Here is a 25,388-nt window from a genome sequence, read left to right on the forward strand (position 1 = left end):
CGGGAGATGCTGAGAATTTCCTGAATAATGGCGCTGTCCAACGACCTGTCCACTCAGTGGACTCGGCTCCGCGCCCGCGCCGCGCACCCCGTACACTCGGTGGCCAACACCGCAGGTAGGGAGTCATCATGGGCAGGTCGTGGCGTGGCCTCATCGAGGAGTACCGAGAGCGTCTTCCGGTCACCACGAAGACGCCCGTCGTCACGCTCCTCGAAGGCGGCACCCCGCTCGTCCCGGCGCACCGCGTGTCGGCGCTGACGGGATGCGAGGTCTATCTCAAGGTCGAGGGGGCCAACCCCACCGGCAGCTTCAAAGACCGTGGCATGACCATGGCCATCAGCAAGGCGGTCGAAGAGGGCGCCAAGGCGGTCATCTGCGCCTCCACCGGCAACACCTCGGCCTCCGCGGCGGCCTACGCCGTACGCGCGGGGCTGACCTGCGCCGTGCTGGTGCCGAAGGGCAAGATCGCGATGGGCAAGCTGGCGCAGGCGCTCGTCCACGGCGCCACGCTGCTGCAGGTCGAGGGGTCGTTCGACGACTGCCTGGAGATGACCCGCAAGCTGTCCTCCAGCTACCCGATCGCGCTGGTCAACTCGGTCAACCCGTTCCGGCTGCAGGGCCAGAAGACGGCGGCGTTCGAGATCGTCGACACGCTCGGCGACGCCCCCGACATCCACTGCATCCCGGTGGGCAACGCGGGCAACATCTCGGCCTACTGGATGGGCTACCAGGAGTACGCCGACGACGGCGTCTCGACGAAGCGTCCGCGCATGTTCGGCTTCCAGGCCAGCGGCGCCGCGCCGATCGTCGAGGGCGCCCCGGTGACCCACCCCCACACGATCGCCACCGCCATCCGCATCGGCAACCCGGCGTCCTGGAACCTGGCCACCGCGGCCCGCGACGAGTCCGGCGGCGTCATCCAGGCGGTGACCGACCGGCAGATCGCGGCGGCGTACAAGCTGCTGGCCCAGGAGGAGGGCGTGTTCGTGGAGCTGGCCTCGGCGGCGAGCGTCGCGGGGCTGCTCCAGGCACACTCCCAGGGGCTCGTGGAGGCCGGGCAGCGCATCGTCTGCACCGTCACCGGCAACGGCCTGAAGGACCCCGACTGGGCCATCTCGGGCGCGCCCGCGCCGGTGGTCATCCCGATCGACGTGCACGCCGCCGCCGCGGCACTCAACCTCGCCTGAGGGGTGCACGGGGAGTGAGCGAACGACGAGGGAACCGTGAACCAATGACGACGGTGCGAATCCGGGTGCCGGCCACGTCGGCCAACCTGGGGCCGGGCTTCGACGCGCTCGGCCTGGCGCTCACCCTCTACGACGACGTGGAGGCCACGCTCACCGCCGAGCCCGGCGTGCGCGTGAGCGTGCAGGGCGAAGGCGCGGGCGAGGTCGACCTCGGTGAGGGACACCTCGTCGTCCGGGCGATGCGCGAGGCGTACGCCCGCATGGGGGCGCCGCAGCCCGCGGGCATCGCCCTGCGCTGCGTCAACCGCATCCCGCACGCCCGCGGCCTGGGCTCGTCCTCGGCCGCGGTCTGCGCCGGCATCCTGGCCGCCCGCGCGCTGAGCGACTCCGTCCTGTCCGACGACGAGGTCTTCGCGCTGGCCACCGAGATGGAGGGCCACCCCGACAACGTCGCTCCGTGCCTGGCCGGGGGCCTGACGGTGGCCTGGACCGACCACGCCGGAGCACCGCGTATGGTGAAGCTGGCCCCCGACGAGAGGGTCCGTCCGGTCGCCGTCGTTCCTTCGACGCGGCTGTCCACGGAGACCGCTCGGGGGCTGTTGCCGAAGGACGTGCCCCACAAGGACGCCTCCTTCAACGCCGGCAGGGCCGCGTTGCTGATCGCCGCGCTGACCTCGCGGCCGGAACCAGAGCTGCTGCTCGCCGCCACCGAAGACCGTCTCCACCAGCCCTATCGCGCGCCTGCCATGCCGGAGAGCGCGCGTCTGGTAGAACGTCTGCGTGCAGTCGGCGTGCCCGCGGTCGTTTCGGGGGCGGGTCCCACGGTTCTTGCGTTTTCGTCACCGGATACGCAGGATTTGATCGCGCCAGAAGTGGGTAATGACTGGCACATCCAGCAAATGGACGTCGACCCGGTTGGTGCGAACGTTCAGTTCCCCGAGACACGCTGATGCCTCTTTAGACCTTCAGGGAATAGCCGTGTGCGCTGGTGATGTTAGGCTGATAGCCGCACCAGATGCCCCCTTGGTGGGTGCGTGCTTGTCAGCCATACATCGCTGCATCATGCTTCACGTCGCGAGGCGTGAGCAGCGCGGCTGTCTCCCCGGAATCCGTTGCCTCCGGTTGGCCCACACCCGGTTGGCCCAACGTGAGGCGGCGACGACGGGGACCTGCGCGTTCGACGCACATCGACATCTGGTTGGCGACAGCAATCTGGGGGGTGTCAGCCACGCGCCACGGTCCTGTGGCGGCCTGGACGAACCCCTCCCCAAGAGTGGCGGCCGTCCGCGACAGCCGAAGATCGCAACGTGCACCCCGACCCGGTCTGTCCCGCCGGGTCGCAAGCACCTCCGGGACGCCCGGCAGAACAAAACCGGCGCCCGACCCCTGGGAAGGACCTTTTAGTTGAGCGACACCACCGAACTCCTCTCCGACGCACCAGGCTCTCAGCCCGCGTCCGGCGACACCCCCACCCGCGCCGCGGCCAAGCCTCGTGCGCGTCGCTCCGGCACCGGCCTGTCCGCCAAGGTGCTGCCCGAGCTGCAGAAGATGGCCGCTGAGCTGGGCATCAGCGGCACCGGGCGCATGCGGAAGAGCCAGCTCATCGCGGCCATCCAGGAGAAGCAGGGTGGCGCCTCCGGAGACGGCGCTCCGGCGGCAGCCGCGGTTGAGGCGGCGCCCGTCCTGACGGAGGCCGCGCCTCCCGTGGCCGAGCGGCCCACCCGTACGCGCAGGGAACGTTCCCGCACCAAGCCCGCCGACGAGGCCGCACCGCAGGCCGCCGAGCCGGTGGCCGCGGCCCCTGAGCCCGTGGCCGCGCCGGCCGAGCCGGCCGTCGAGCAGCAGGCCCAGGTCGTGGACGCCGGTCAGGCCGACACGCGGGGCGAGCGCGAGAGCCGTCGCGAGCGGCGCAGCCGCGGCGAGCGCCGTGAGCGTGGCGAGCGCAGCGACCGCGGCGAGCGCGGTGAGCGCAGCGACCGCGGTGAGCGCAGCGACCGTGCCGACCGTGCCGACCGCGGTGAGGGCGGCCGTGCCGAGAGCAGCCGCGGCGACCAGCGCGCCACGGACGCCGGCGGCAGGGGCGACCAGCGCGGTGACCAGCGTGGCGACCAGCGTGGCGACCAGCGTGGCGACCAGCGTGGCGACCAGCGCGGTGACCAGCGCGGTGACCAGCGCGGTGACCAGCGCGGCGACGACGACGACCGGCGTGGCCGCAGGGGCCGCTTCAGGGAGCGCAACCGCGGCCGCGGCCGTGACCGCTTCGACAGCACCGAGCCCGTCATCGGCGACGACGACGTGCTCATCCCGATCGCCGGCATCCTCGACATCCTCGACAACTACGCGTTCGTCAGGACCAGCGGCTACCTGCCGGGCAGCAACGACGTCTACGTCTCGCTGGCCCAGATCCGCCGCAACGGCCTGCGCAAGGGCGACGTCATCACCGGCGCGGTGCGCCAGCCGCGCGACGGCGAGCGCCGCGAGAAGTTCAACGCCCTGGTCCGCCTCGACACCGTCAACGGCATGGACCCGGAGCAGGCCCGCAACCGGCCCGACTTCAACAAGCTGACGCCGCTCTACCCGCAGGAGCGCCTGCGCCTGGAGACCGAGCCGAACATCCTCACCACGCGGATCATCGACCTCGTCTCGCCGATCGGCAAGGGCCAGCGCGGTCTCATCGTCTCGCCGCCGAAGGCCGGCAAGACGATGGTGCTGCAGGCGATCGCCAACGCGATCACCCGCAACAACCCCGAGTGCCACTTGATGGTCGTGCTCGTGGACGAGCGTCCCGAAGAGGTCACCGACATGCAGCGGTCGGTGAAGGGCGAGGTCATCCACTCGACCTTCGACCGTCCGGCCGAAGACCACACCACGGTCGCCGAGCTGGCCATCGAGCGCGCCAAGCGCCTGGTGGAGCTGGGCCACGACGTGGTCGTCCTGCTCGACTCGATCACGCGACTCGGCCGCGCCTACAACCTGGCGGCCCCGGCCTCCGGTCGTATCCTGTCGGGTGGTGTCGACTCCACGGCGCTCTACCCGCCGAAGCGCTTCTTCGGCGCCGCGCGCAACATCGAGAACGGCGGCTCGCTGACGATCCTCGCCACGGCCCTGGTCGAGACCGGGTCCAAGATGGACGAGGTCATCTTCGAGGAGTTCAAGGGCACCGGCAACATGGAGCTCAAGCTCAACCGCTCCCTGGCCGACAAGCGCATCTTCCCCGCGGTCGACGTCGACGCGTCCGGCACGCGTAAGGAAGAGATCCTCATGGCCAAGGAGGAGCTGCAGATCGTCTGGAAGCTGCGGCGGGTGCTGCACGCCCTGGACATGCAGCAGGCTCTGGAGCTTCTCCTGGAGAAGATGAAGGAGACCAAGTCCAACGCCGAGTTCCTCATGCAGGTGCAGAAGACCACGGTGAGCAACGACCGCGACTAGCGGCCACGCGCCTGAAGGGGCGGCGGGGAGGTTCTCCCGCCGCCCCTTTCGCGTGCGCGGGCAGGTCGCGGGGTGGGGTTAACCCCACCTGCGGATCGGACGTCTGCTCCATTCACCCCGTCCGCGGTGCCGGGCAGGCTGGAGGCATGCGATCGGTGAGGCTGAAGGACAGGGTGCGGTTCGGGCCGAAGGGGCCGTTAGGGGTGCTGGTGGACCCCATGACCTGGCGGGCGGCTCCGTACCTGCTGGTCAGCGCGGGGTTCGGGATGGCCTGGTTCGTCGTGGTGGCCCTGGCGACGACGGTGGCGGTGCCGCTGGTGGTCGTCTGGGTGGGGCTGCCGCTGACGATGGCGACCGTGCTGATGTGGCGTGGCGGGGCGATGCTGGAGCGGCGGCTGATGGGGGCGGCGTTCGGGGTGCGGATCGCCGACCCGTACCGGAGGAGGCCCGAGGGCGGGCTGCTCGCGCACCTCACCTGGCTGCTCGGCGACAAGGCCACCTGGCAGGACCTCGGCTACCTCCTCATGCTGCTCCCGCTGGGCCTGGTCGAGTCCGCGTTGTCGCTCGCGCTGTGGACGGCGACGGCGACGTTGCTGCTCGCGCCCCTGGCACGCGTCCTGTACGTCCTGAGCGACGGGCGCACCGGCCTGATCATCGACGACTGGGCGGGCGTGCTGGTCGCGGGCGCGGCCGGCGTGGTGCTGCTCGTCGTGACGGCATATCTCGTACGGGGCATGGCCTGGCTGCACGGCACGCTGGCCACGGTGCTGCTCGGCGGCAGCGAGGAGGAGCGCCTGCGGGCCAGCCGGGCCAGGGGGATCGACGCGGCCGAGGCCGAACGCCGCAGGATCGAGCGCGACCTGCACGACGGCGCGCAGCAGCGGCTGCTGTCGGTGGCGGTGGACCTCGGACGGGCGCAGGCCAAGTTCGACACCGAGCCGGAGGAGGCCAGGACGCTGATCGTCCAGGCCCACGCGGGCACCAAGGCGGCCATCGCCGAGCTGCGCGACCTGGCCCGCGGCATCCACCCGGCCATCCTCACCGACCGCGGGCTCGACGCGGCGCTGTCGGGGCTGGCCGCGCGGGCCCCGGTGCACGTGGACGTCTCCGTCGAACTGACCGAACGGCCGCCCGCCGCGGTGGAGAGCATCGCGTACTTCATCGTCGCCGAGGCCCTGACCAACCTGGCCAAGCACTCGGGCGCGACGGAGGCGTCGGTGGCGGTGTTCGGGGACGACCGCGGCGTGGTCGTGGACGTGTGGGACAACGGCATCGGCGGCGCCGTCGTCACGCCGGACGGCGGGCTGTCGGGCCTGGCCGACCGGGCGGCGACCATCGACGGCGTGCTCGTGCTGCACAGCCCCGTCGGGGGGCCGACGATCGTCCGTGCGGAGCTGCCCTGCGAATGGTAGTCATGTGCACATGCGCGTGGTCATCGCCGAGGATTCCGTACTGTTGCGCGAGGGGCTGGCGCGGCTGCTCGCCGACGGCGGCTTCGAGACCGTCGCGGCGGTCTCCGACGGGCCCGCGCTGGTGGCCGCCGTCCACGAACACCAGCCTGACCTGGCGATCGTCGACGTGCGCATGCCGCCCACCCACACCGACGAGGGGCTGAAGGCGGCGCTGAGGGTCCGCGAGGCCAGGCCCGACTTCCCGATCCTGGTCCTGTCCCAGTACGTCGAGGAGCGCTACGCGGGCGAGCTGATCGGCAAGGCCGTCGGCTACCTGCTGAAGGAGCGGGTGGCCGACGTGGCCGAGTTCATGGAGGCGGTGCGCGAGGTGGCGGCGGGCGGCACGGTGATCGATCCGGAGGTCGTCGTGCAGCTGCTCAGCCGCAGGCGCAGGGGCGCGCCGCTCGACCTGCTCTCCCCCCGGGAGCGCGAGGTCCTGGCCCTGATGGCCGAGGGCCGCTCCAACACCGCGATCGCCTCCAGGCTGGTCGTCACCGAAGGGGCGGTGGAGAAACACGTGTCCGGCATCTTCGCCAAGCTGGCCCTCGGGCCCGCGCCCGAGGACCATCGGCGGGTTCTCGCCGTCCTGACGTATCTGGGTCGCTGATACGGCCTGCACCCGGGGTTGGGGATGCGGGCCGTACCCGCTACCTCACGTCCACGAACTCCTGCGGCGACAGGGAGGTGCGCGTCTTGCTCGTGCCGGGCACCTTGACCTGGAAGTAGCCGTCCTTCTTGCCCTTGAAGGTCTTGCTGTACTTGCCGGTCGAGGTGGCCTTGGCGTACCCCATGAACTTGTACGTCTTGGTGCCCTTGGTCTTGAAGTACACCTCGACGATCTTGTTCTTGTACGCTTTCGTGCCGCGGTAGACCTTGCCGTAGACCTTGAACGCGCGGCCCTTGGTGACCTTGTTCGGGGCCGAGATCGTCACCCTGGTCTTGGCCTTCTTGGACGCGCCGCCGGTCGGGGCGACGACCGAGAAGGACGCCTCGCCCTTGAGTGTCTGGCCGCCGCGGGTGGCGTACACCTCAAGGGTCCAGTCGCCCTCGGTGGTGTCGTCGGTGAAGTACGTGACGCCGCGGTAGTAGCTGTCCGACTCCTTGGCCAGCTCGCCGAGGTCGTAGTACTCGCTGGTGGTGTCGCTGACGAGCTTGGCCGAGACCGTGCCCGCGTCCTTCACCGACGCCTCGACCGTGACCTTGGTGTCCCTGCCCTTGACGAGCTGGACGGGGTCGGGGGTGACGTTCGCGCCGGAGATGCCCTGCTTGCCGGAGACCTTGACGGTGAACGGGGTGGAGTAGCTCGAGCCGCCGCGGGCGACGTTGACGGTGAGCTTCCAGTCGCCCGCCGGGTCGTCCTTGGTGATCGTCCACTTGCCGGTGACCGTCTTCTCGGTCGCCGGCGACGGGGTGGGGGTCGGGGTGGTGGTGGAGGTGCTCGGCGTGAAGTCGAACGACACCGTCCTGGCCGACTTGCCGGGCGGCTCGATGGAACCGGTCACGCTGGTGACGGTGCCCGGGTTCTTCAGCCTGAGCGTGACGGTGGCGTCGACGTCCTTCTCCAGAGGGATGTACGCGCTCGCCGACGCGTCCCCCGCGAAGTCGTCCGCCAGTGCGTAGGCCGAGGCCGACGCGCCGGTGGCCGAGAGACCGGCGCCTCCGAGGAGAACGGCGGCCCCCGTGGCGGCCGCGAGGAGCAGCCGCACCCTTCTCTTCATCAGTTGGATGATCCTTTGGCTAAGTCCCATTTGTGGGAAAAGTGATGGTTTGTGCGAGGGAGCCTAGTGTGGCGCGTGTGGCCACGTCATGAAGATCGCGGGAATGCCCCATGGCCTGGGCAGGTTGCACGATCTGGCACACTGGTAGCTGACCATTTTGCGGTTCCGGTTCACGCCATGCGTGAAGGCGACCCGGCGGCCGCAGCCCGAAAGGACAGCCATGAAGCCCGACATCCACCCCGATTACCACGTGACGCAGGTCTCCTGCTCCTGCGGTAACACGTTCACGACCCGCAGCACCGCGAAGAATGGCGTCATCCACGCCGACGTGTGCTCGGCCTGCCACCCGTTCTACACGGGCAAGCAGAAGATCCTCGACACCGGCGGCCGGGTGGCTCGCTTCGAGAAGCGCTTCGGCAAGAAGGCCACGGGCAAGTAGCTTCACCGACGCCGACCCGGCCGCACCACGTGCGCCGGGTCGGCGTTGTTGGTGAAACGGCATTCAACCCACTGAAGGACCCACGGTGAACCTCGACGAGTTGCTCAAGGAGTATTCCGAGCTGGAGCTGCAGCTTGCCGACCCCGCCGTGCACGCCGACCAGAACAAGGCCCGCACACTCGGCCGGCGCTACAGCCAGCTCACCCCGGTCGTCACCACCTACCGGGAGCTCGACGCGGCCCGCGAGGACCTGACGGCGGCCAAGGAACTGGCCGGCGAGGACGAGGCGTTCGCGGCCGAGGCGGCCGAGATCGAGGAGCGCATCCCGCAGCTTGAGGAGAAGCTCAAGCACCTGCTCATCCCGCGCGACCCCAACGATGACAAAGACATCATCATGGAGATCAAGGCGGGCGAGGGCGGCGAGGAGTCCGCACTGTTCGCCGGCGACCTGCTGCGGATGTACCTGCGCTACGCCGAGCGCCTCGGCTGGAAGACCGAGATCATCGACACCCAGCCCTCCGACCTCGGCGGCTACAAAGACGTCACGGTCGGCATCAAGGCCAAGGGCGACGAGGGCGTGTGGTCCAGGCTCAAGTTCGAGGGCGGCGTCCACCGCGTGCAGCGGGTGCCCGTCACCGAGTCCCAGGGCCGCATCCACACCAGCGCCGCGGGTGTGCTGGTCTACCCGGAGGCGGAGGAGGTCGACGTCCAGGTCGACCCCAACGACCTGCGCATCGACGTCTACCGCTCCAGCGGTCCCGGTGGCCAGAGCGTCAACACGACCGACTCGGCCGTGCGCATCACCCACCTGCCCACGGGCGTGGTCGTCTCCTGCCAGAACGAGAAGAGCCAGCTCCAGAACAAGGAGTCGGCGATGCGCATCCTGCGTGCCCGCCTGCTGGCCGTGGCCCAGGAGCAGGCCGACGCCGCGGCGCAGGCCGAGCGCAAGTCGCAGGTGCGGACGGTCGACCGTTCCGAGCGCATCCGCACGTACAACTTTCCCGAGAACCGGATTTCCGACCACCGCGTAGGCTTCAAGGCGTATAACCTCGACCAGGTTCTCGACGGCGAGCTCAACGCCGTCACCCAGGCACTCATCGACGCCGAGATGGCGGAGAAGCTCGCACAACACTCATGACATTTCTGCTGGACGAGATCGCTCTCGCCACCGCCCGGCTCGCCGAGGCAGGTGTGCCTTCGCCGCGCACCGACGCGGAGGAGATCGCGGCGTTCGTCCACGGCGTGCGCAGGAGCGAGCTCCACACGGTCAAGGACTCCGACTTCGACGCGCTGTTCTGGGAGGGCATCGCCCGGCGCGAGGCGCGTGAGCCGTTGCAGCACATCACCGGCCACGCCTACTTCCGCTACCTGGAACTCGCGGTCGGCCCCGGCGTGTTCGTGCCGCGGCCGGAGACCGAGGTCATGGCCGGGTGGGCGATCGAGACCCTGCGCGCCATGGACGTGACGGCGCCGCTCGTCGTCGACCTCGGCACCGGCTCGGGGGCCATCGCGCTGTCGATCGCCCAGGAGGTCGCGCTCGCCGAGGTGCACGCCGTCGAGGTCGACCCCGCGGCCTACACCTGGGCCAAGCGCAACATCTCCGAGCTGGGCCAGGGGCGTACGCACCTGCACCCGGAAGACCTCGCCGAAGCCCTTCCCGAGCTCAACGGCAAGGTCGACCTGGTGATCTCCAACCCGCCGTACATCCCGCCCGGCGCCATCCCGCGCGACCCCGAGGTCCGCGACTACGACCCCTCCAGGGCCCTGTACGGCTCCGGCGACGACGGCCTGGGCGAGGTGCGCGCGGTCGAACGCACCGCCCGCCGCCTGCTGCGACCCGGCGGCTGGGTGGCCGTCGAACACGCCGACGAGCAGGGCAGGGCCGTCTATCTGACCTTCCCCGAGGACAACGGCTGGCGCGACGTCCGCCTGCGCCAGGACCTCACCCGAAGGGACCGCTTCGTCACGGCCAGACTCGGCCAGGACTAGGATGCACGCCGTGGGAAGACGCTTTGACTGCTCCGACCTCGACCAGCGCGCCGAGGGCCTGATCGAGGCCGCCACCGCCGTGCGCCGCGGCGAGCTGGTCGTGCTGCCGACCGACACCGTCTACGGCATCGGCGCCGACGCGTTCATGCCGCCGGCCGTCACCGCGCTGCTCGACGCCAAGGGGCGCGGCCGCGACATGCCGCCGCCCGTGCTCGTGGGCACCGTCAGAGCCGCCACAGCGCTCGTGGACGACCTCGGGCCCTACGGGCAGGATCTCATCGACGCCTTCTGGCCCGGGCCGCTCACGCTGGTCTGCAGGGCCAACAGGGCCCTTTCCTGGGACCTGGGTGACACCAAGGGCACGGTCGCCGTCCGCATGCCGCTCCACCCGGTCGCCCTCGACCTGCTCAAGGAGACCGGCCCGATGGCCGTCTCCAGCGCCAACCGCTCCGGCGCCCCCGCGGCGACGACGGCGGAGGAGGCCGAGGAGCAGCTCGGCGACTCGGTCGCGGTCTACCTCGACGGCGGCAAGACCACCGACAACACGCCCTCGACCATCCTCGACCTCACCACGGCGGTGCCCCGGATGTTGCGCCGCGGCGCGATCCCCGTCGAGAAGCTGCGCGGCATCATCGGCTACGTCGCCACCGACGACTGACGTATACCGTCTTTTTATCCCGGCTGCGGCGGTACCACGGCCGCGGTTACCGTGAGTCCCGGAACGGCGACACGTCCGGGAGTGGCCCATGGGCAAGTTCGACGGCATGGATCCGCAGCTGGTCCGTGACCTGCTGACCGAGGTCAAGCACGCGTCCTCGACGCTGCGCACGGCCGAGGACCAGGTCAGGGCGGTGCTCAGCCGTGCCGGGCTGTCCGCGCGGAGCACTCACCGTCCGGTCCAGGTGGCCGACTCCGCCGATCACATGGTCAAGGACGTCAACACGCGGCTGGCCGTACTGGAGAAGCGCGCCGACGGGAAGCTGGGCGACACGTCGAAGACGGGCGGCGGCGGCACGGCCGACGAGCCCAAGGAGTCGCGGGGCACCCGCGACGACAAGTACGGCAACCCCCGCGCCGACGACCCGCCCAAGCACACGAACCCCGCCACCCCCGAAAACCCCGCCGACCCGAAGCCCACCCACCCCTCCACCCCGAAGGACCACGACCCGAAACCCACCGAGCCACCCCCGAAAACCCCCGACACCAAGCCCACGGACCCACCTGCACCGAAAGACCACGACCCCAAGCCGACGGACCCGGCGACGTCGAGGGACCACGATCCCAAGCCGACGGATCCGCCCGCGTCGAGGGACCACGATCCCAAGCCGACGGATCCGCCTGCGTCGAGGGACCACGATCCCAAGCCGACGGATCCGCCTGCGTCGAGGGACCACGATCCCAAGCCGACGGACCCGGCGACGCCGAAGGACCCCGACAGCACGACCGGCGACGACGGTGCCAAGGCCGACGGGGACGGGAAGGCGTGCGACGGCGCCGACAAGGACACCGGGACCAGCGGAAACGACACCAGGACCGACGACCGGACCGGTGAGCGGACCGGCGACCGCACGGACGGACGCAGCGACGGCCGGACCGGCGACACCCCGGCCGCCGACGACCCCAAGGCCGCCGACCAGGACAGCAGGCGCGACCGGGGCGCGGAGGCCGACACCGGCACGGCCGACGTCCCCGCGAAGGACCATTCGGACGACCCGCACAAGCCCCAGGTCGTGGTGGTCGACGGCGTGAAGGTCCTCCAGGTCCCCATCGACCCGCCCACGGCCGAACAACTGGAGTCCCTGCTCAAGCACGTCGACAACGTGCAGCCCATCGACATGCCGACCGTGCACGCCGATGGCGCCGCGGCGACGACGGGCGGAGGCGAAGGGCTGTCGGTGCCGGCAGGAGAGGGCGGCACCGACCCCTCGACCACCCCCTCAGGCACCACCGGCCACCACCACGGCACCGCAACCGCCACCGGCCACCCCTACGGCACGTCAGAGGGCACGGGCGCCCACTTCGGCACCGCCGGCGACACGACCTCCCACAACGGCACCCAAGGTGACGCGGGCAACGCCCACGGCACTCACACCGATGGCACCTCCTCCACCGGAACCCGCTCCGACGCCACTACAGGTACTGGCACCCAGCCCATCGGCGACACCGGCCGGGCCGACGGCGCAAATGGCCACACGGACACCGGCACAGGCCGAGCCGACGGCTCCGGCGGTGGCGCGATCAGCGACAACGGCCGCTCTGACGGCGGTGTTACCGACACCGGCCGTACCGACGGCGCCGCCTGCGCCGACGACAAGGCCACGAACGGCAACCGCACAGACGCGGGCACCGCCGACGGCAGCCGTGATGCCGGTAGTGGCACCGGGGACGGGCGTGCTGATGGCGGCGCGCATGGCGGACGTGCTGAGGGCGGTGCCACGAATGGTGGTCGTGACGTCGGTGGCGGTTACGGCGAGGGCGGGCGTGCCGATGGGGGCACGGGTGGTGGGCGCGCCGATGTAGGAACCGGTGGTGGCGGGGTCGATGCCGGTCGCGCTGACGGTGGTGCGGCGGACGCCGGTCGGGCCGGTGCGGACGGTGGTGGGGCTGGGCGTGGTGACGGTTCTGCTGGGGTGCGGATTCCGCCTACGGCGCCTGGGGGAGGGGCGGCCGTACCTGGTGGAGGAGACGTGTCGGCTGGTAGTGGCGATGCCGGGGGGCACGGTGCGGCCGTTCACGACGCCGGGGGGCATGGTGTCGGAAGTCATGGCGATGGTGGGGCACGGGGCTTGGACGGTGGGGGCGTCGGTGGAGGGTGGGTGAGTGAGGGGGACGGGGTTGTGGCTGTGGATGTGTCCGCGGCCGGGCCGGAGGCGATCAGGACGTTGATCGACGACGTTCGCGACGTTCAGCCGCTCGACATGCCCTCCGTGGAGGTTCCGCCCGGTGAGTACGGCAAGGGTGAGTGGGCGCCCAGGGACATCAGGCCGGACGGTCCATCGGGTGAGGTCGATCCCGGGACGTCGGGAAGGAGCGTGTGATGTACGTCGACCCGCCCGCCCCCAGGCCCAGGAGCAGGGACGAGATGCCGCCCGTCACCGCCGCGGGCCCGCTGGACAACCAGCCGCTGGCCTACGAGTTCAACCCCGACTACGAACGTCTCGTCACCGCCTGGAACACCGTCCTGCCCATGCTGGAGAAGCTCAGCACGGCCCTCGACAAGGCGTACGCGCTGGCCAAGAGCCCGCAGACCTGGGACGCGCCGGTCGGCGATCGTTATGTGCAGGACATCCGGGAATGGCGGTCCAAGCTGGCCCTCTACCGTCACGCCGTGCTCACCGCGATCAGTGACGAGGCCGACGACACCCCGAGGTGGATCCCCAGCCAGACCGGCGCACCACACGCCTTCCCCTGACCTCCGCGGTCCCTGACCTCCGCGGTCCCTGACCTCCGCTGTCTCTGAGCTGCGCGGTCTCTGAGCTGCGGGGTCGCGGTCCTCTGGCATTCGCGGGCGGCGGCCCTCCCGGGACGGTTACCTGGGCAAAACGGACATGCGGTCGTACAGTGGAGAGATGGGTGGGGAGCCGTACTACGGGCCCGACTTCGGGCGGTTGCGGCGGCAGGATCCGGAGCTGGCGCAGGTGCTGCTCGACGAGCTCGAACGGGAACGCGCCGGCATCCAGCTGATCGCCGGGGAGAACTTCACCTCCCCCGCGGTCATGGCCGCCCTGGGTTCCACCCTCACCAACAAGTACGCCGAGGGCTACCCCGGCAGGCGCTACTACGGTGGCTGCGAGGTCGTCGACCGGGCCGAACGCCTGGCGGTGGAGCGGGCGCGCAGGCTGTTCGGGGCCGAGCACGCCAACGTCCAGCCGCATTCGGGCGCCAGTGCCAACCTGGCCGCCTACGCCGCCCTGCTCCAGCCCGGCGACACCATGCTCGCCATGGCGCTCCCGCACGGCGGCCACCTCACGCACGGCTCGAAGATGAACTTCTCGGGACGATGGTTCGACGTCGCCTCCTACGGCGTGCGGCGCGACACCGAGCTCATCGACCACGACGAGGTGCGGGACCTGGCGCTGCGACACCGGCCCAAGGTCATCGTGTGCGGCGCGACGGCGTACCCGAGGTTGATCGACTTCTCGGTCTTCCGCGGCATCGCCGACGAGGTGGGCGCGTGGTTGCTGGCCGACGTGGCGCACCCGATCGGGCTGATGGCGGGCGGGGTGATCCCGTCGGCGGTGCCGTACGCGGACGTCGTGACGCTGACCACGCACAAGGTGCTGCGCGGGCCGCGCGGCGGCGCGATCCTGTGCACGGAGGAGCTGGCGGGCAAGATCGACCGGGCGGTGTTCCCGTTCGTGCAGGGCGGGCCGCTGATGCACGCGGTGGCGGCCAAGGCGGTGGCGTTCGGGGAGGCGCTGCGGCCGGAGTTCGCCGAGTACGCGGGGCGCGTCGTCGCCAACGCCCGCACGCTGGCCGACGCGCTGGACGGGGAGGGCATGCGTCCGGTCACGGGCGGCACGGACACCCACCTGGCCCTGATCGACCTGCGTGAGCTGGGCGTCTCGGGCGCCGAGGCCGAACGGCGCTGCGCGGCCGCCGGCATCACGCTCAACCGCAACGTCATCCCGTACGATCCGGAGCCGGCGGCCGTCACCTCCGGGATACGGGTGGGCACGGCGTGCGTGACCACGCAGGGCATGGGCCCGCGGGAGATGAAAGAGGTGGGAAGTCTGCTGTCGACGGCCGTGCGCGAACCGGCCGTCGCGCCCGAGGTCAGGGAAAGAGTGGCGGCGCTTCTCGCCATCCATCGGCCATATCTCAGCGAATATTAAGCTGGTCTGTGTCGGTTTCCGGTCACAGCTGGCCGGAGCATCCGGGAAACTAGGTCCGTGCGCGAATACCTGTTCATGGCGCTCATCTCGGCAGCGGTGACGTATCTGCTGGTGCCGCTGGTGCGCCGCTTCGCCATCCGCATCGGCGCCATGCCCGAGGTCCGTGAGCGCGACGTGCACACCACGCCGACGCCGAGGCTCGGCGGCCTGGCCATGTACGGCGGCCTGGTGGTCGGCCTGCTGGTCGCCAGCCAGCTGAAACACACCGGCGAGGCGCTGTCGGAGTCCGACGGCAGGGCGGTCACCGCGTTGATCGTCGCGGGCGGCCTGATCACGCTCACCGGCTTCCTCGACGACTGGTGGGGCATGGACGCCTTCATCAAGCTCGGCGGGCAGATCGCGGCGGCGGGCGTGCTGGTCTACTTCGACCTGCGGCTGCTCTACATCCCGCTGCCGAAGGACTGGGGCGGCTCCACCAGCCTCGACTACACGCTGAGCACGATCATCACCATCATGATCGTGGTGGTCACCATCAACGCCGTGAACTTCGTCGACGGCCTCGACGGGCTCGCGGCCGGCATCGTGTGCATCGCCGCCATGGCCACGTGGGCGTACTCGATCCTGCTGGCCCAGAGCATGAGCGTGGGGAACATCACCACCACGGCGGCCATCGCGGCCGTGCTCATCGGCACGTGCCTGGGCTTCCTGCCGCACAACTTCCATCCGGCCAAGATCTTCATGGGCGACACCGGGGCGATGCTGATCGGGCTGGTGCTCGCCTCCTCGATCGTCACGGTGACGCCGCTCGACCCGGCCGCCATCGAGGACATGAACAAGGTCCCGGTGCTGCTGCCGCTGATGCTGCCGGCGGCGGTGCTGGTCCTGCCGCTGATCGACCTGATCACCGCCGTGGTCCGGCGCACGTCCCACGGCATGTCGCCGTTCGCGCCCGACCGTGGTCACCTGCACCACCGGCTGCTGGACATCGGCCACTCGCACCGCCGTTCGGTGCTGATCATGTACGCGTGGGCGTTCCTGTTCGCCTTCGGCATGGTGGCGATGTCGCGCGAGGGCGTGCCGGTGCTGCTGTTCGTCGTGGTCATCGTGCTGGCGCTGGCGGTCCTCGTGCTGATGGCGGCGCCGCGCTGGCGGGGGAGGGGCGGCGCGCACGCCGCGACGCGCAACAAGCAGCCCGACGACGACGGCCCGCCCACCGGCCCGATGCCGCCGATCGGCCCGGAGACCGAGGTCAGGCGGCAGATGCCGCCGCAGGGCGGCCCTTCGGCGCAGGAACGCGCGAGCGCCGAGGGCAAACCGGTCATTCCTGCATTTCCGAGTCGTCCGTGATCGGGAACTAGAAACGGCAGGTAAAAGCGGTCTTCCGTGAGCTTGTGATATCTTTCACGAGCAGGGACCTCCAGACGCACATGTTCTGGAGGTAGCAAACGCTCGCTTGACAACATGCTGATGGAGCACCGATGCAGGCCAACGACGTGCGCGTACTCAAGAGCGCCGCTGTTCCGACCTTCGCGGTCGGGGTGGTCGCGGTCATCGTGGCGTTCCTCCTGGCGGGAGGCAAGGGAGCGCTCGGCGCGGCCCTCGGCACCTTGCTCGTCGGGGTTTTCTTCAGCGTCAGCGTGGTAGCGGTCTCCTATGCCGCCCGCGTCTCCCCGCAGATGATGGCGATCGCGGCCATGGTCAGCTACCTCGTCAAGGTCGTCGCCATCATGGTGGTGCTCTCCGCCTTCCGTGAGACCACCGTCTGGAACACCCAGGCCTTCGCGTGGTCCGTGGTCGTGTGCACGCTCGTCTGGACCGGATTCGAGGTCCGCGCGTTCATGAAGACCAAGATGCTCTACGTCGACCCCGAAGCCTCGGTCCCCGGAAAGGGTGACTCATGAGGCAGGTAAAGGGATGGGGTCCGATATGACTAGTCCTCTACTCGCCTGCTATCGTCGGGGCCGCGATGAGCGCACAGGAACGCCGACCGGAACACGACGGTCGCGACTTCTCCGATGCCATGTGGTCAGTCCCCAGCTATCTGCTCGCCGGGATGGCGGTCTATGGCGGTCTCGGGTGGTTGCTGGACCGGTGGCTCGACATGTCCGCGTTCTTCCCCATAGGCGTGGTCCTTGGGGTCGTGCTCGGCGGCTACGCGGTCTACCGGAAGTTCGGTCGCTAACCCGACGCAGCGATCGCCTCGCTGAGGAAACCCTTGTGATCCACTACGACGTTGAAGGGAACGCCGCGTGATTGCGCTGACGGTCCTCGCCCCCGAAGACAACTTCCGGGCGCCATCGCCCGATGAGCTGTTCAATTCGTTCACGCCGATCATCCCCGGGGTGACCTGGTTCACCAAGCCGGTGCTGCTGGCGATCCTGAGCGCGCTCGCGGTGATCGCGGTGTGCTGGGTGGCTTTCGCCAAGCCGAAGCTCGTGCCGAGGGGCACCCAGAACGTCGTCGAGTACGGCTACATGTTCGTCCGTGACCAGATCGCCCGGCCGTTCCTCGGCAAGGACGCCGATCGGTGGATGGGCCTGCTGGTCACCCTCTTCTTCCTGGTCCTGTTCTGGAACATCCTCGGTGTGATCCCGCTCGCGCAGTTCCCGGTCGCCTCGCACATCGCGTTCCCGGCCGTGCTCGCGCTCTCGATCTACGCGATCAAGGTCTACCTGGGCGTCAAGCACCAGGGCGGCATCGGTTACTTCAAGAACATGATGTTCCCGCCCGGCCTGCCCAAGCCGATCTACTTCCTCCTGGCGCCGATCGAGTTCCTCTCGAACATGATCATCGCACCGTTCACGCACGCGGTCCGACTGTTCGCGAACATGTTCGCCGGTCACATGCTGCTCGCGTTCTTCAGCATGGTCGGCTTCTGGTTCCTGTTCGAGAAGCTGACGCCCTTGGGCGCTCCCGTCGGCGTGGTGGGCGTGCTCATGACGATCCTCCTTACCGGGTTCGAGATGTTCATCCAGTTCCTGCAGGCGTTCCTGTTCGCGATGCTGGCGGCGATGTACATCGGCGGCGCGCTGCACCCGGATCACTGAGAACCACATACCGGAATATCCATGACCGGTGGGACTCCCTTCACCGGCCGTCCAGTAAAGGAAATAGCAATGAGCGTTCTCGCTGAGGTCTCCGGCAACGTCACCGCCATCGGTTACGGTCTCGCCGCCATCGGCCCCGGCATCGGCGTCGGCATCATCTTCGGTCAGGGCGTGCAGGCCATCGCGCGTCAGCCCGAAGCGTACGGCCTGATCCGCCAGAACATGCTCCTCGGCTTCGTCCTCACCGAGGCCCTCGCCCTGATCGGTCTGGTCGCGCCCTTCATCTTCCAGGGCATCAAGTAGACCGGAAGAATTCTGACGAAAGGCTGCACCCATGATTAAGGCAGCTACGCTCCTCGCGCAGGAGGAAGGTGCGAACCCGCTCCTTCCGCACACGTTCGAGCTCGTCGTCGGTATCTTCTCGTTCCTCGTCGTTCTCCTCGTCGTCGGCAAGATTCTCGTTCCGCGTATCCAGAAGACGCTGGCCGAGCGGACCGACGCGATCGAGGGTGGCATCAAGAGGGCCGAGGAGGCCCAGGCCGAGGCGCAGAACCTGCAGCGGCAGTACGCGCAGCAGCTCGAGGAGGCCCGCCGCGAGGCCGGCCGGCTCCGCGAAGAGGCTCGCGAGCAGGCCGCGCAGATCAAGGCGGAGCTCCGCGAGGAGGCGCAGGCCGAGGCCCGTCGTCTCGTCGAGGCCGCGCACGCCCAGATCGAGGCCGACCGCGCCGCCGCGTTCGCGCAGCTCCGCACGGAGATCGGCCGTCTGTCCACCGAGCTGGCCGGCCGCATCGTCGGCGAGTCCCTCGAGGACGAGGTCCGCCAGAGCCGGATCGTGGACAGGTTCCTCGACGAGCTCGAGAGCAGCAACGCGCAGGCGGTGCGCTAATGAGAGGTCTGAGCAGGACCTCGTTGGCAGAGGTCGAGGAGCGCTTCAACGCGGTCGCGGGCAGCGCCGACCTTGGCGCGCTCTCCGACGAGTTGTTCGCCGTCGCGGATCTGCTCGACCGCGAGCATGGCCTGCGCCGCGCGCTGTCCGACCCGGCCAGGGCCGCCGAGCAGAAGGCGGGCACCATCCGCGCCCTGCTCGGCGGCAAGGTCTCCGAGGCGGCCATCGCCACGACCGAGGCCGCGGTCTCGGTCCGGTGGTCGCGCGCGGGTGACCTGGCCGACTCGCTCGAACGGCTCGGCGTCGTCGCCGCGGCCGCCGAGGCGGAGGGCCAGTCCAGGCTCGACGACGTGGAGGACGAGCTCTTCCGCTTCGGCCGCATCGTCGCCGCCAACCCCGACCTCCGACGCGCGCTCGCCGACGCGGCCGCGCCCGCGGAGGGCAAGCGGCAGCTGCTGAGCGACCTGCTCGGTGGCAAGGTCGCCCCCACCAGCCAGCGCCTGATCACGCAGCTGGCGGTGCACCCGCGAGGGCGTAGCCTGGAGACGGGCTTGGAGGGGTACGGCCAGCTCGTGGCCCAGCAGCGCCAGCGCCTGGTGGCGGTCGTGCGCAGCGCGGTCGAGCTGTCCGACGCGCAGAAGCAGCGACTGGCCGACTGGCTGCGCACCTCCTACGGTCGCGACGTGCACCTGAACGTCGAGGTGGACAAGCGAGTGCTCGGTGGGTTCTCGGTCCGCATCGGCGACGAGATCATCGACACCACGATCGTGGGACGAATTGAAGAAGTCCGCCGCCGGTTGGCCGGCTGAGGCGCAGTGAGCGCCGAATGAATAGGGAGACAGAGTAGAGATGGCGGAGCTTACGATCCGGCCGGACGAGATCCGGGACGCGCTTGAGCGCTTCGTCCAGGCGTACGAACCGGAAGGCGCCGCGCGCGAGGAGATCGGGACCGTCGTCGACGCCGGCGACGGCATTGCCCATGTCTCCGGCCTTCCCTCGGCGATGGCGAACGAGCTGCTCGAGTTCGAGGACGGCACGCGCGGCCTGGCCCTGAACCTCGACCCCCGAGAGATCGGCGTCGTGGTCCTGGGCGACTTCAGCAAGATCGAGGAAGGCCAGACGGTCCGCCGGACGGGCGAGGTCCTGTCCGTGCCGGTCGGCGACAACTTCCTCGGCCGTGTGGTCGACCCGCTCGGCAACCCCCTCGACGGCAAGGGCGCGATCGAGTCCGAGGGCCTGCGCGCCCTCGAACTGCAGGCCCCCTCGGTCGTCCAGCGGCAGCCGGTGAAGCAGCCGCTGCAGACCGGCATCAAGGCGATCGACGCCATGACGCCGATCGGCCGCGGCCAGCGCCAGCTGATCATCGGTGACCGTGGCACGGGCAAGACCGCCGTGGCCGTCGACACCATCCTCAACCAGCGCGACAACTGGCTCTCGGGCGACCCCGAGAAGCAGGTGCGCTGCGTCTACGTCGCGGTCGGCCAGAAGGGCTCGACGATCGCCCAGGTGCGCTCCCGTCTCGAAGAGGCCGGCGCCCTGGAGTACACCACGATCGTCGCCGCCCCGGCCTCCGACCCGGCCGGTTACAAGTACATCGCCCCCTACACCGGTTCGGCCATCGGCCAGCACTGGATGTACCAGGGCAAGCACGTCCTCATCATCTTCGACGACCTCACCAAGCAGGCCGACGCCTACCGCGCCGTCTCGCTGCTGCTTCGCCGCCCGCCGGGCCGCGAGGCGTTCCCCGGTGACGTCTTCTACCTCCACTCCCGTCTGCTGGAGCGCTGCGCCAAGCTCTCCAACGACATGGGCGGCGGCTCGATGACCGGTCTTCCGATCATCGAGACGAAGGGCAACGACGTGTCGGCGTTCATCCCGACCAACGTCATCTCCATCACCGACGGCCAGTGCTTCCTGGAGACCGACTACTTCAACGCCGGTATCCGTCCCGCCATCAACGTCGGTATCTCGGTCTCCCGAGTCGGTGGCTCGGCGCAGATCAAGGCGATGCGCAAGGTGGCCGGCACGCTGCGTCTGTCGCTGTCGCAGTACCGCGACCTGGAGGCCTTCGCGGCCTTCGCCTCCGACCTGGACGCGGCCTCCCGCGCCCAGCTGGAGCGCGGTCAGCGCCTGACCGAGCTGCTCATCCAGCCGCAGTACTCGCCGTTCCCCGTGGAGCGTCAGGTCGTGTCGGTGTGGGCGGGCACGACGGGTGAGCTCGACGAGGTTCCGGTCGAGGACATCCGCCGCTTCGAGCAGGAGTTCCTCGACTACCTGCAGAGCAGCCACAAGGGCATCTTCGACAGCATCCGCGAGACCAACGAGCTGTCCGACGACGCGGTGACCAGCCTCAAGGACGCCGTCACGGAGTTCAAGAAGGGCTTCACCACCTCTTCGGGCGAGCTCCTGGTCAAGGACGAGCCGGTGGCGCCGCTCGAGGCCGACGAGGTCGGCCAGGAGAAGATCAAGAAGGTCGTCCGTCCGGCGACGGAGAAGTAGCTCATGGGTGCCCAGCTAAGGCTGCTGCGGCGGCGGATCAGGTCGGTCAAGTCGACCGCCAAGATCACGCGCGCCCAGGAGCTCATCGCCTCCTCGCGGATCGTGAAGGCGCAGATGCGGATGCAGGCGGCGCTGCCGTACGAGCGTGAGATCACTCGCGCCGTCACCGGCGTCGTCAGCAACGCGGCCAGCGTCGATCATCCGTTGACCGTGGCGAAGGAGAACCCCGCCAAGGCGGGCGTCCTCATCGTCACCAGCGACAGCGGGTTCTGTGGCGGCTTCAACGCCAACGTCCTGCGCGAGGCCGAGGCCCTGCGCGGGCTGCTGGAGAGCCGTGGCCTGACGGTGGTGCCGTTCGTCACCGGCCGGAAGGGTGTCACCTGGCACACCTTCCGCAACCGTACGATGGGCGGCCAGTGGGTCGGCTTCTCCAGGAAGCCGGCCTACGCCGACGCCAAGGAGATCGCGCAGACGCTGATCGACTCCTTCAAGGAAGAGGCGGGGATCGACGAGATCCACATCGTCTCGACCGAGTTCGTCTCGATGCTGACCCAGAACGTCGTGGTCAAGCGCGTGCTGCCGCTGGAGGTCGAGGAGACCGAGGCGACGGCCGGCGAGACGATCCCGCCGTACTTCGAGTTCGAGCCCACCGCGGGCGACGTGCTCGAATCGCTGCTGCCGCGCTATGTGGAGTCCCGCATCTTCACGGCGCTGCTGCAGTCGGCTGCTTCGGAGGAGGCCGCGCGCCGCCGCGCCATGAAGTCCGCCACGGACAACGCCAACGAGCTGATCCGCGTGTTCACCATGCAGATGAACCAGGCTCGCCAGGCCGAGATCACCCAGGAAATCAGCGAGATCGTCGGTGGCGCCAACGCGCTGGCTGACGCCGCAGCGGGGAAAGAGTGAAATGACTGCAGAGGCTGTTGAGACTGTTGAGCCCACGTCGGCCGGTGCCGGTCGTGTGGCCAGCGTCAAGGGGCCCGTCGTCGACGTGGAGTTCCCCGTCGAGGCGATGCCCGACATCTACAACGCGCTCAACGTCGAGGTGACCCTCGGCGGCGAGACCAAGACCCTGACCATGGAGGTCGCCCAGCACCTGGGTGACAACCTGGTCCGCGCCATCTCCATGCAGCCCACCGACGGCCTGGTCCGCGGTACGGCCGTCACCGACTCGGGCCACCCGATCTCGGTGCCCGTCGGCGACATCGTCAAGGGCCACGTGTGGAACACGCTCGGCGAGTCGCTCGACGTGCCGACCGCTTCGCTCCAGATCACCGAGAAGTGGGGCATCCACCGGCCGTCCCCGCCCTTCGACCAGCTCGAGTCCCGTACCGAGATGCTGGTCACGGGTATCAAGGTCATCGACCTGCTCACCCCGTACGTGCAGGGTGGCAAGATCGGCCTGTTCGGTGGCGCCGGTGTGGGCAAGACGGTTCTCATCCAGGAGATGATCCGCCGTGTCGCCCGCAACTTCGGTGGCACCTCGGTGTTCGCCGGCGTCGGCGAGCGCACCCGTGAGGGCAACGACCTCTGGCTGGAGATGGAGGAGGCGGACGTCCTCAAGGACACCGCTCTCGTCTTCGGCCAGATGGACGAGCCGCCGGGCACCCGTCTGCGGGTGGCCCTGTCCGCGCTGACGATGGCGGAGTACTTCCGCGACGTGCAGAAGCAGGACGTGCTGCTGTTCATCGACAACATCTTCCGCTTCACGCAGGCGGGCTCGGAGGTCTCCACCCTCCTCGGCCGCATGCCGTCCGCGGTGGGTTACCAGCCGACGCTGGCCGACGAGATGGGCTTGCTCCAGGAGCGCATCACCTCGACGCGCGGTCACTCGATCACCTCCATGCAGGCGATCTACGTGCCCGCCGACGACATCACCGACCCGGCCCCGCACAACGCGTTCGCGCACCTCGACGCGCAGACCGTGCTGTCCCGGCCGATCTCGGAGAAGGGCATCTACCCCGCGGTGGACCCGCTCGACTCCACCTCCCGGATCCTCGACCCGCAGGTCGTGGGCGAGGAGCACTACCGGGTGGCCCAGGAGACCAAGCGGATCCTGCAGAAGTACCGCGAGCTCCAGGACATCATCGCGATCCTCGGTATCGACGAGCTGTCCGAAGAGGACAAGGTCACCGTGCAGCGGGCCCGCCGGATCGAGCGGTTCCTGTCGCACCCGATGTACGCCGCCGAGGCGTTCACCGGCCAGCCGGGCGAGAACGTCCCGCTGGACGAGACGATCGCCTCCTTCAAGGGCCTGTGCGCCGGCGAGTACGACCACCTGCCCGAGCAGGCGTTCTTCATGGTCGGCGGCATCGACCAGGCCGTGGCCAAGGCCAAGGAACTCGAGCGTCGCTGATCGCCCTACGGTAGTGGCACGGGTGGGAGAACCCGTGCCGCTACCTGATCGGAAAGGAACCTGCTGAAGTGGCGAAGCTACGCGTAGGGGTTGTCTCACCCGAGCGTGAGATCTGGTCGGGCGAGGCCGACATGGTGATCGCCAAGACCGTTGACGGCGAGATCGGTATCATGCCGCAACACGCACCCGTGCTCGGCGTCCTCGTCGAGGGCGGCGTGCTGCGCGTCAAGCGGGAAGGTGAGCCCGAGCTCGTCGCGGCCGTTCACGGAGGGTTCATCTCCGTGGCCGATGATGAGGTGTCGGTGCTCGCCGAGGTCGCCGAGCTCGGTTCCGAGGTCGACGTCGCGGCCGCCCGAGACGCTCTCGACCGGGCTCAGGCCTCGATCGAGGCCAACCAGGAGGACGCCGACGCGGCGATCGAGGCGAAGCGGGCCAGGGCCCGGCTGCGCGCGGCGGGCGAAGAGGTTTAATACATACAACGGGATTCAGGGGGGCGGCCATGGTGGCGACGGTTTCGGTTTTGTTGTTGCTGCTGGTCGCCCTCGTGGTCCTGCGAGGGGTGACGCTCGCCCGTTCGCGCGGCAGCGTACCCTGTCGGCTGAAAGTGGGCAGCCGAGGGTGGCAGAGCGGGGTGGCCCGCTACGCCGACGGTGAGCTCCACTGGATTCCGCTCATGGGCGTCCGACTGAGGCCGCGCCACGCGATCGCGAGGCGCGGCCTCGTCGTTTCCGCCCGGCGTGAGATCGACGGCGGCCTCTACGCCGTCGACTGCGGCGGCACGACGCACGGGTTGTCGCTGGCGATGAGCGCCGACGCCCTGACCGGCTTCCTCGCCTGGCTGGAGTCGGCGCCGCCCAGCGCGTACCTCGACGTCGCCTAGCGGGTGCCGCCGGGCTTCCAGAGGATCTCGTTGCCGCCGTGGGCGACCCGGCAGGCGATGAAGAGCAGGTCGGACAGCCTGTTGAGGTATTTGGCGGTCAGCGGGTTGACGTCGTCGTGGGCCTCGAGCGCCGCCCACGTGGTGCGCTCGGCCCTGCGTACGGTCACCCGGGCCAGGTGCAGCGCGGCCGTGGCCGGGTCGCCGCCGGGCAGGATGAAGCTGCGCAGCGGTTGGAGCTCGGCGTTGAGCCGGTCGCACTGCTCCTCCAGCCGGTCGATGTAGGACTGCTCCACCCGCAGCGGCGGGAACTCCGGCTCCGCCACCACCGGTGTGGCCAGGTCGGCCCCCACGTCGAACAGCTCGTTCTGGATGCGCACGAGTAGCGCCACGAGGTCGGCGGACAGGGTGCCGTGGGACAGGGCCAGGCCCAGGCAGGCGTTGGCCTCCTCGACGTCGGCGTAGGCGGCCAGCCGGGTGTCGGTCTTGGCCGCGCGGCTCATGTCGCTCAGGTTCGTGGTGCCGTCGTCGCCCGTACGGGTGTAGATGCGGGAGAGGACGACGGGCTTGTCCTTGTCGGCACGCGTCATGAACCCAGCGTAATGACAAATGTCATCCGAACGGGACGCGCTTTCCATGTCACGTCCATGATTTCCACGACTACCAGGGCGAACG

Annotated in this window: 26 protein-coding genes; 24 read left to right on the forward strand and 2 right to left on the reverse strand. The window is 69.4% G+C overall.

What is annotated here, in order from left to right; translation table 11 throughout:
* Positions 1-128: 128 nt before the first annotated feature.
* From thrC to ABZ459_RS16285, 5 genes are all read left to right on the forward strand, one after another.
* Positions 129-1,187 carry a threonine synthase gene (gene thrC, locus ABZ459_RS16265; RefSeq protein WP_357971041.1) on the forward strand — a complete coding sequence of 353 codons (1,059 nt, stop codon included), beginning with the start codon at positions 129-131 and terminating at the stop codon, positions 1,185-1,187.
* A gap of 44 nt (positions 1,188-1,231) precedes the next feature.
* Entirely contained in the window at positions 1,232-2,137 is a 906-nt protein-coding gene (gene thrB / locus ABZ459_RS16270) for a homoserine kinase (RefSeq protein ID WP_357971042.1), read from the forward strand.
* A gap of 454 nt (positions 2,138-2,591) precedes the next feature.
* A complete protein-coding gene (rho, locus tag ABZ459_RS16275) occupies positions 2,592-4,616 on the forward strand; it encodes a transcription termination factor Rho (RefSeq protein WP_357971043.1) in 2,025 nt (674 codons plus the stop codon).
* A 146-nt stretch (positions 4,617-4,762) separates the two neighbouring features.
* Positions 4,763-6,028, forward strand: a complete 1,266-nt coding sequence (locus tag ABZ459_RS16280) for a sensor domain-containing protein (protein ID WP_357971044.1) — start codon at positions 4,763-4,765, stop codon at positions 6,026-6,028.
* A gap of 10 nt (positions 6,029-6,038) precedes the next feature.
* Entirely contained in the window at positions 6,039-6,674 is a 636-nt protein-coding gene (locus tag ABZ459_RS16285) for a response regulator transcription factor (RefSeq protein WP_357971045.1), read from the forward strand.
* A 40-nt stretch (positions 6,675-6,714) separates the two neighbouring features.
* On the opposite strand, the gene ABZ459_RS16290 is transcribed toward ABZ459_RS16285, so the two are convergent.
* Positions 6,715-7,785 (reverse strand): hypothetical protein, encoded by a 1,071-nt coding sequence (locus ABZ459_RS16290; protein WP_357971046.1) that lies wholly within the window; start codon positions 7,783-7,785, stop codon positions 6,715-6,717.
* Positions 7,786-8,005: 220 nt separating this feature from the next.
* Here ABZ459_RS16290 and rpmE point away from each other — a divergent pair, with 220 nt between their 5' ends.
* The 19 genes from rpmE (at position 8,006) to ABZ459_RS16385 (ending at position 24,716) form a co-directional block, all read left to right on the forward strand.
* Positions 8,006-8,224 (forward strand): 50S ribosomal protein L31, encoded by a 219-nt coding sequence (gene rpmE / locus ABZ459_RS16295; RefSeq protein WP_352320396.1) that lies wholly within the window; start codon positions 8,006-8,008, stop codon positions 8,222-8,224.
* A gap of 85 nt (positions 8,225-8,309) precedes the next feature.
* Complete coding sequence (gene prfA, locus ABZ459_RS16300) at positions 8,310-9,362, forward strand: peptide chain release factor 1 (RefSeq protein ID WP_357971047.1); 1,053 nt, start codon at positions 8,310-8,312, stop codon at positions 9,360-9,362.
* On the forward strand, positions 9,359-10,213 hold the full coding sequence (gene prmC / locus ABZ459_RS16305; protein ID WP_352320399.1) for a peptide chain release factor N(5)-glutamine methyltransferase: 855 nt from the start codon (positions 9,359-9,361) through the stop codon (positions 10,211-10,213). Before prfA ends, prmC begins: the two co-directional genes overlap by 4 nt.
* 1 nt (position 10,214) lies before the next feature.
* Positions 10,215-10,871, forward strand: coding sequence for an L-threonylcarbamoyladenylate synthase (locus ABZ459_RS16310; RefSeq protein WP_357971048.1), 657 nt, complete (start codon positions 10,215-10,217; stop codon positions 10,869-10,871).
* Between the two features lie 244 nt (positions 10,872-11,115).
* Positions 11,116-13,251 (forward strand): hypothetical protein, encoded by a 2,136-nt coding sequence (locus ABZ459_RS16315; protein WP_357971049.1) that lies wholly within the window; start codon positions 11,116-11,118, stop codon positions 13,249-13,251.
* A complete protein-coding gene (locus ABZ459_RS16320) occupies positions 13,251-13,625 on the forward strand; it encodes a hypothetical protein (RefSeq protein ID WP_357971050.1) in 375 nt (124 codons plus the stop codon). The genes ABZ459_RS16315 and ABZ459_RS16320 overlap by 1 nt, the downstream gene beginning before the upstream one ends.
* Before the next feature lie 157 nt (positions 13,626-13,782).
* On the forward strand, positions 13,783-15,048 hold the full coding sequence (gene glyA / locus ABZ459_RS16325; RefSeq protein WP_357971051.1) for a serine hydroxymethyltransferase: 1,266 nt from the start codon (positions 13,783-13,785) through the stop codon (positions 15,046-15,048).
* A 57-nt stretch (positions 15,049-15,105) separates the two neighbouring features.
* Positions 15,106-16,395: an MraY family glycosyltransferase gene (locus ABZ459_RS16330; protein WP_357971052.1), complete on the forward strand. Its 1,290-nt coding sequence runs from the start codon at positions 15,106-15,108 to the stop codon at positions 16,393-16,395.
* Between the two features lie 131 nt (positions 16,396-16,526).
* Positions 16,527-16,949, forward strand: a complete 423-nt coding sequence (locus ABZ459_RS16335; RefSeq protein WP_357971053.1) for a hypothetical protein — start codon at positions 16,527-16,529, stop codon at positions 16,947-16,949.
* A 65-nt stretch (positions 16,950-17,014) separates the two neighbouring features.
* On the forward strand, positions 17,015-17,230 hold the full coding sequence (locus ABZ459_RS16340; protein WP_229824207.1) for an AtpZ/AtpI family protein: 216 nt from the start codon (positions 17,015-17,017) through the stop codon (positions 17,228-17,230).
* A 67-nt stretch (positions 17,231-17,297) separates the two neighbouring features.
* Positions 17,298-18,095 (forward strand): F0F1 ATP synthase subunit A, encoded by a 798-nt coding sequence (atpB, locus tag ABZ459_RS16345; RefSeq protein ID WP_357971054.1) that lies wholly within the window; start codon positions 17,298-17,300, stop codon positions 18,093-18,095.
* 69 nt (positions 18,096-18,164) lie between these two features.
* Positions 18,165-18,398: an ATP synthase F0 subunit C gene (gene atpE, locus ABZ459_RS16350; protein WP_036327412.1), complete on the forward strand. Its 234-nt coding sequence runs from the start codon at positions 18,165-18,167 to the stop codon at positions 18,396-18,398.
* Positions 18,399-18,429: 31 nt separating this feature from the next.
* A complete protein-coding gene (locus ABZ459_RS16355) occupies positions 18,430-18,981 on the forward strand; it encodes a F0F1 ATP synthase subunit B (protein ID WP_352320415.1) in 552 nt (183 codons plus the stop codon).
* Complete coding sequence (locus tag ABZ459_RS16360) at positions 18,981-19,790, forward strand: F0F1 ATP synthase subunit delta (protein ID WP_357971055.1); 810 nt, start codon at positions 18,981-18,983, stop codon at positions 19,788-19,790. The genes ABZ459_RS16355 and ABZ459_RS16360 overlap by 1 nt, the downstream gene beginning before the upstream one ends.
* Before the next feature lie 40 nt (positions 19,791-19,830).
* Positions 19,831-21,480, forward strand: coding sequence for a F0F1 ATP synthase subunit alpha (atpA, locus tag ABZ459_RS16365; protein ID WP_357971056.1), 1,650 nt, complete (start codon positions 19,831-19,833; stop codon positions 21,478-21,480).
* A 3-nt stretch (positions 21,481-21,483) separates the two neighbouring features.
* Entirely contained in the window at positions 21,484-22,386 is a 903-nt protein-coding gene (locus ABZ459_RS16370) for a F0F1 ATP synthase subunit gamma (RefSeq protein ID WP_357971057.1), read from the forward strand.
* 1 nt (position 22,387) lies between these two features.
* Complete coding sequence (atpD, locus tag ABZ459_RS16375; RefSeq protein ID WP_357971058.1) at positions 22,388-23,836, forward strand: F0F1 ATP synthase subunit beta; 1,449 nt, start codon at positions 22,388-22,390, stop codon at positions 23,834-23,836.
* A gap of 68 nt (positions 23,837-23,904) precedes the next feature.
* On the forward strand, positions 23,905-24,306 hold the full coding sequence (locus ABZ459_RS16380) for a F0F1 ATP synthase subunit epsilon (RefSeq protein WP_080042501.1): 402 nt from the start codon (positions 23,905-23,907) through the stop codon (positions 24,304-24,306).
* Between the two features lie 29 nt (positions 24,307-24,335).
* The gene (locus ABZ459_RS16385; protein WP_357971059.1) at positions 24,336-24,716 is read left to right on the forward strand and encodes a DUF2550 domain-containing protein; all 381 of its coding nucleotides are present in this window, start codon (positions 24,336-24,338) and stop codon (positions 24,714-24,716) included.
* On the opposite strand, the gene ABZ459_RS16390 is transcribed toward ABZ459_RS16385, so the two are convergent.
* Positions 24,713-25,303 carry a cob(I)yrinic acid a,c-diamide adenosyltransferase gene (locus tag ABZ459_RS16390; RefSeq protein WP_357971060.1) on the reverse strand — a complete coding sequence of 197 codons (591 nt, stop codon included), beginning with the start codon at positions 25,301-25,303 and terminating at the stop codon, positions 24,713-24,715. The genes ABZ459_RS16385 and ABZ459_RS16390 overlap by 4 nt on opposite strands.
* Between the last annotated feature and the right edge of the window lie 85 nt (positions 25,304-25,388).

Source organism: Nonomuraea sp. NPDC005692, from assembly GCF_040631115.1.
Classification (GTDB): Bacteria; Actinomycetota; Actinomycetes; order Streptosporangiales; family Streptosporangiaceae; genus Nonomuraea.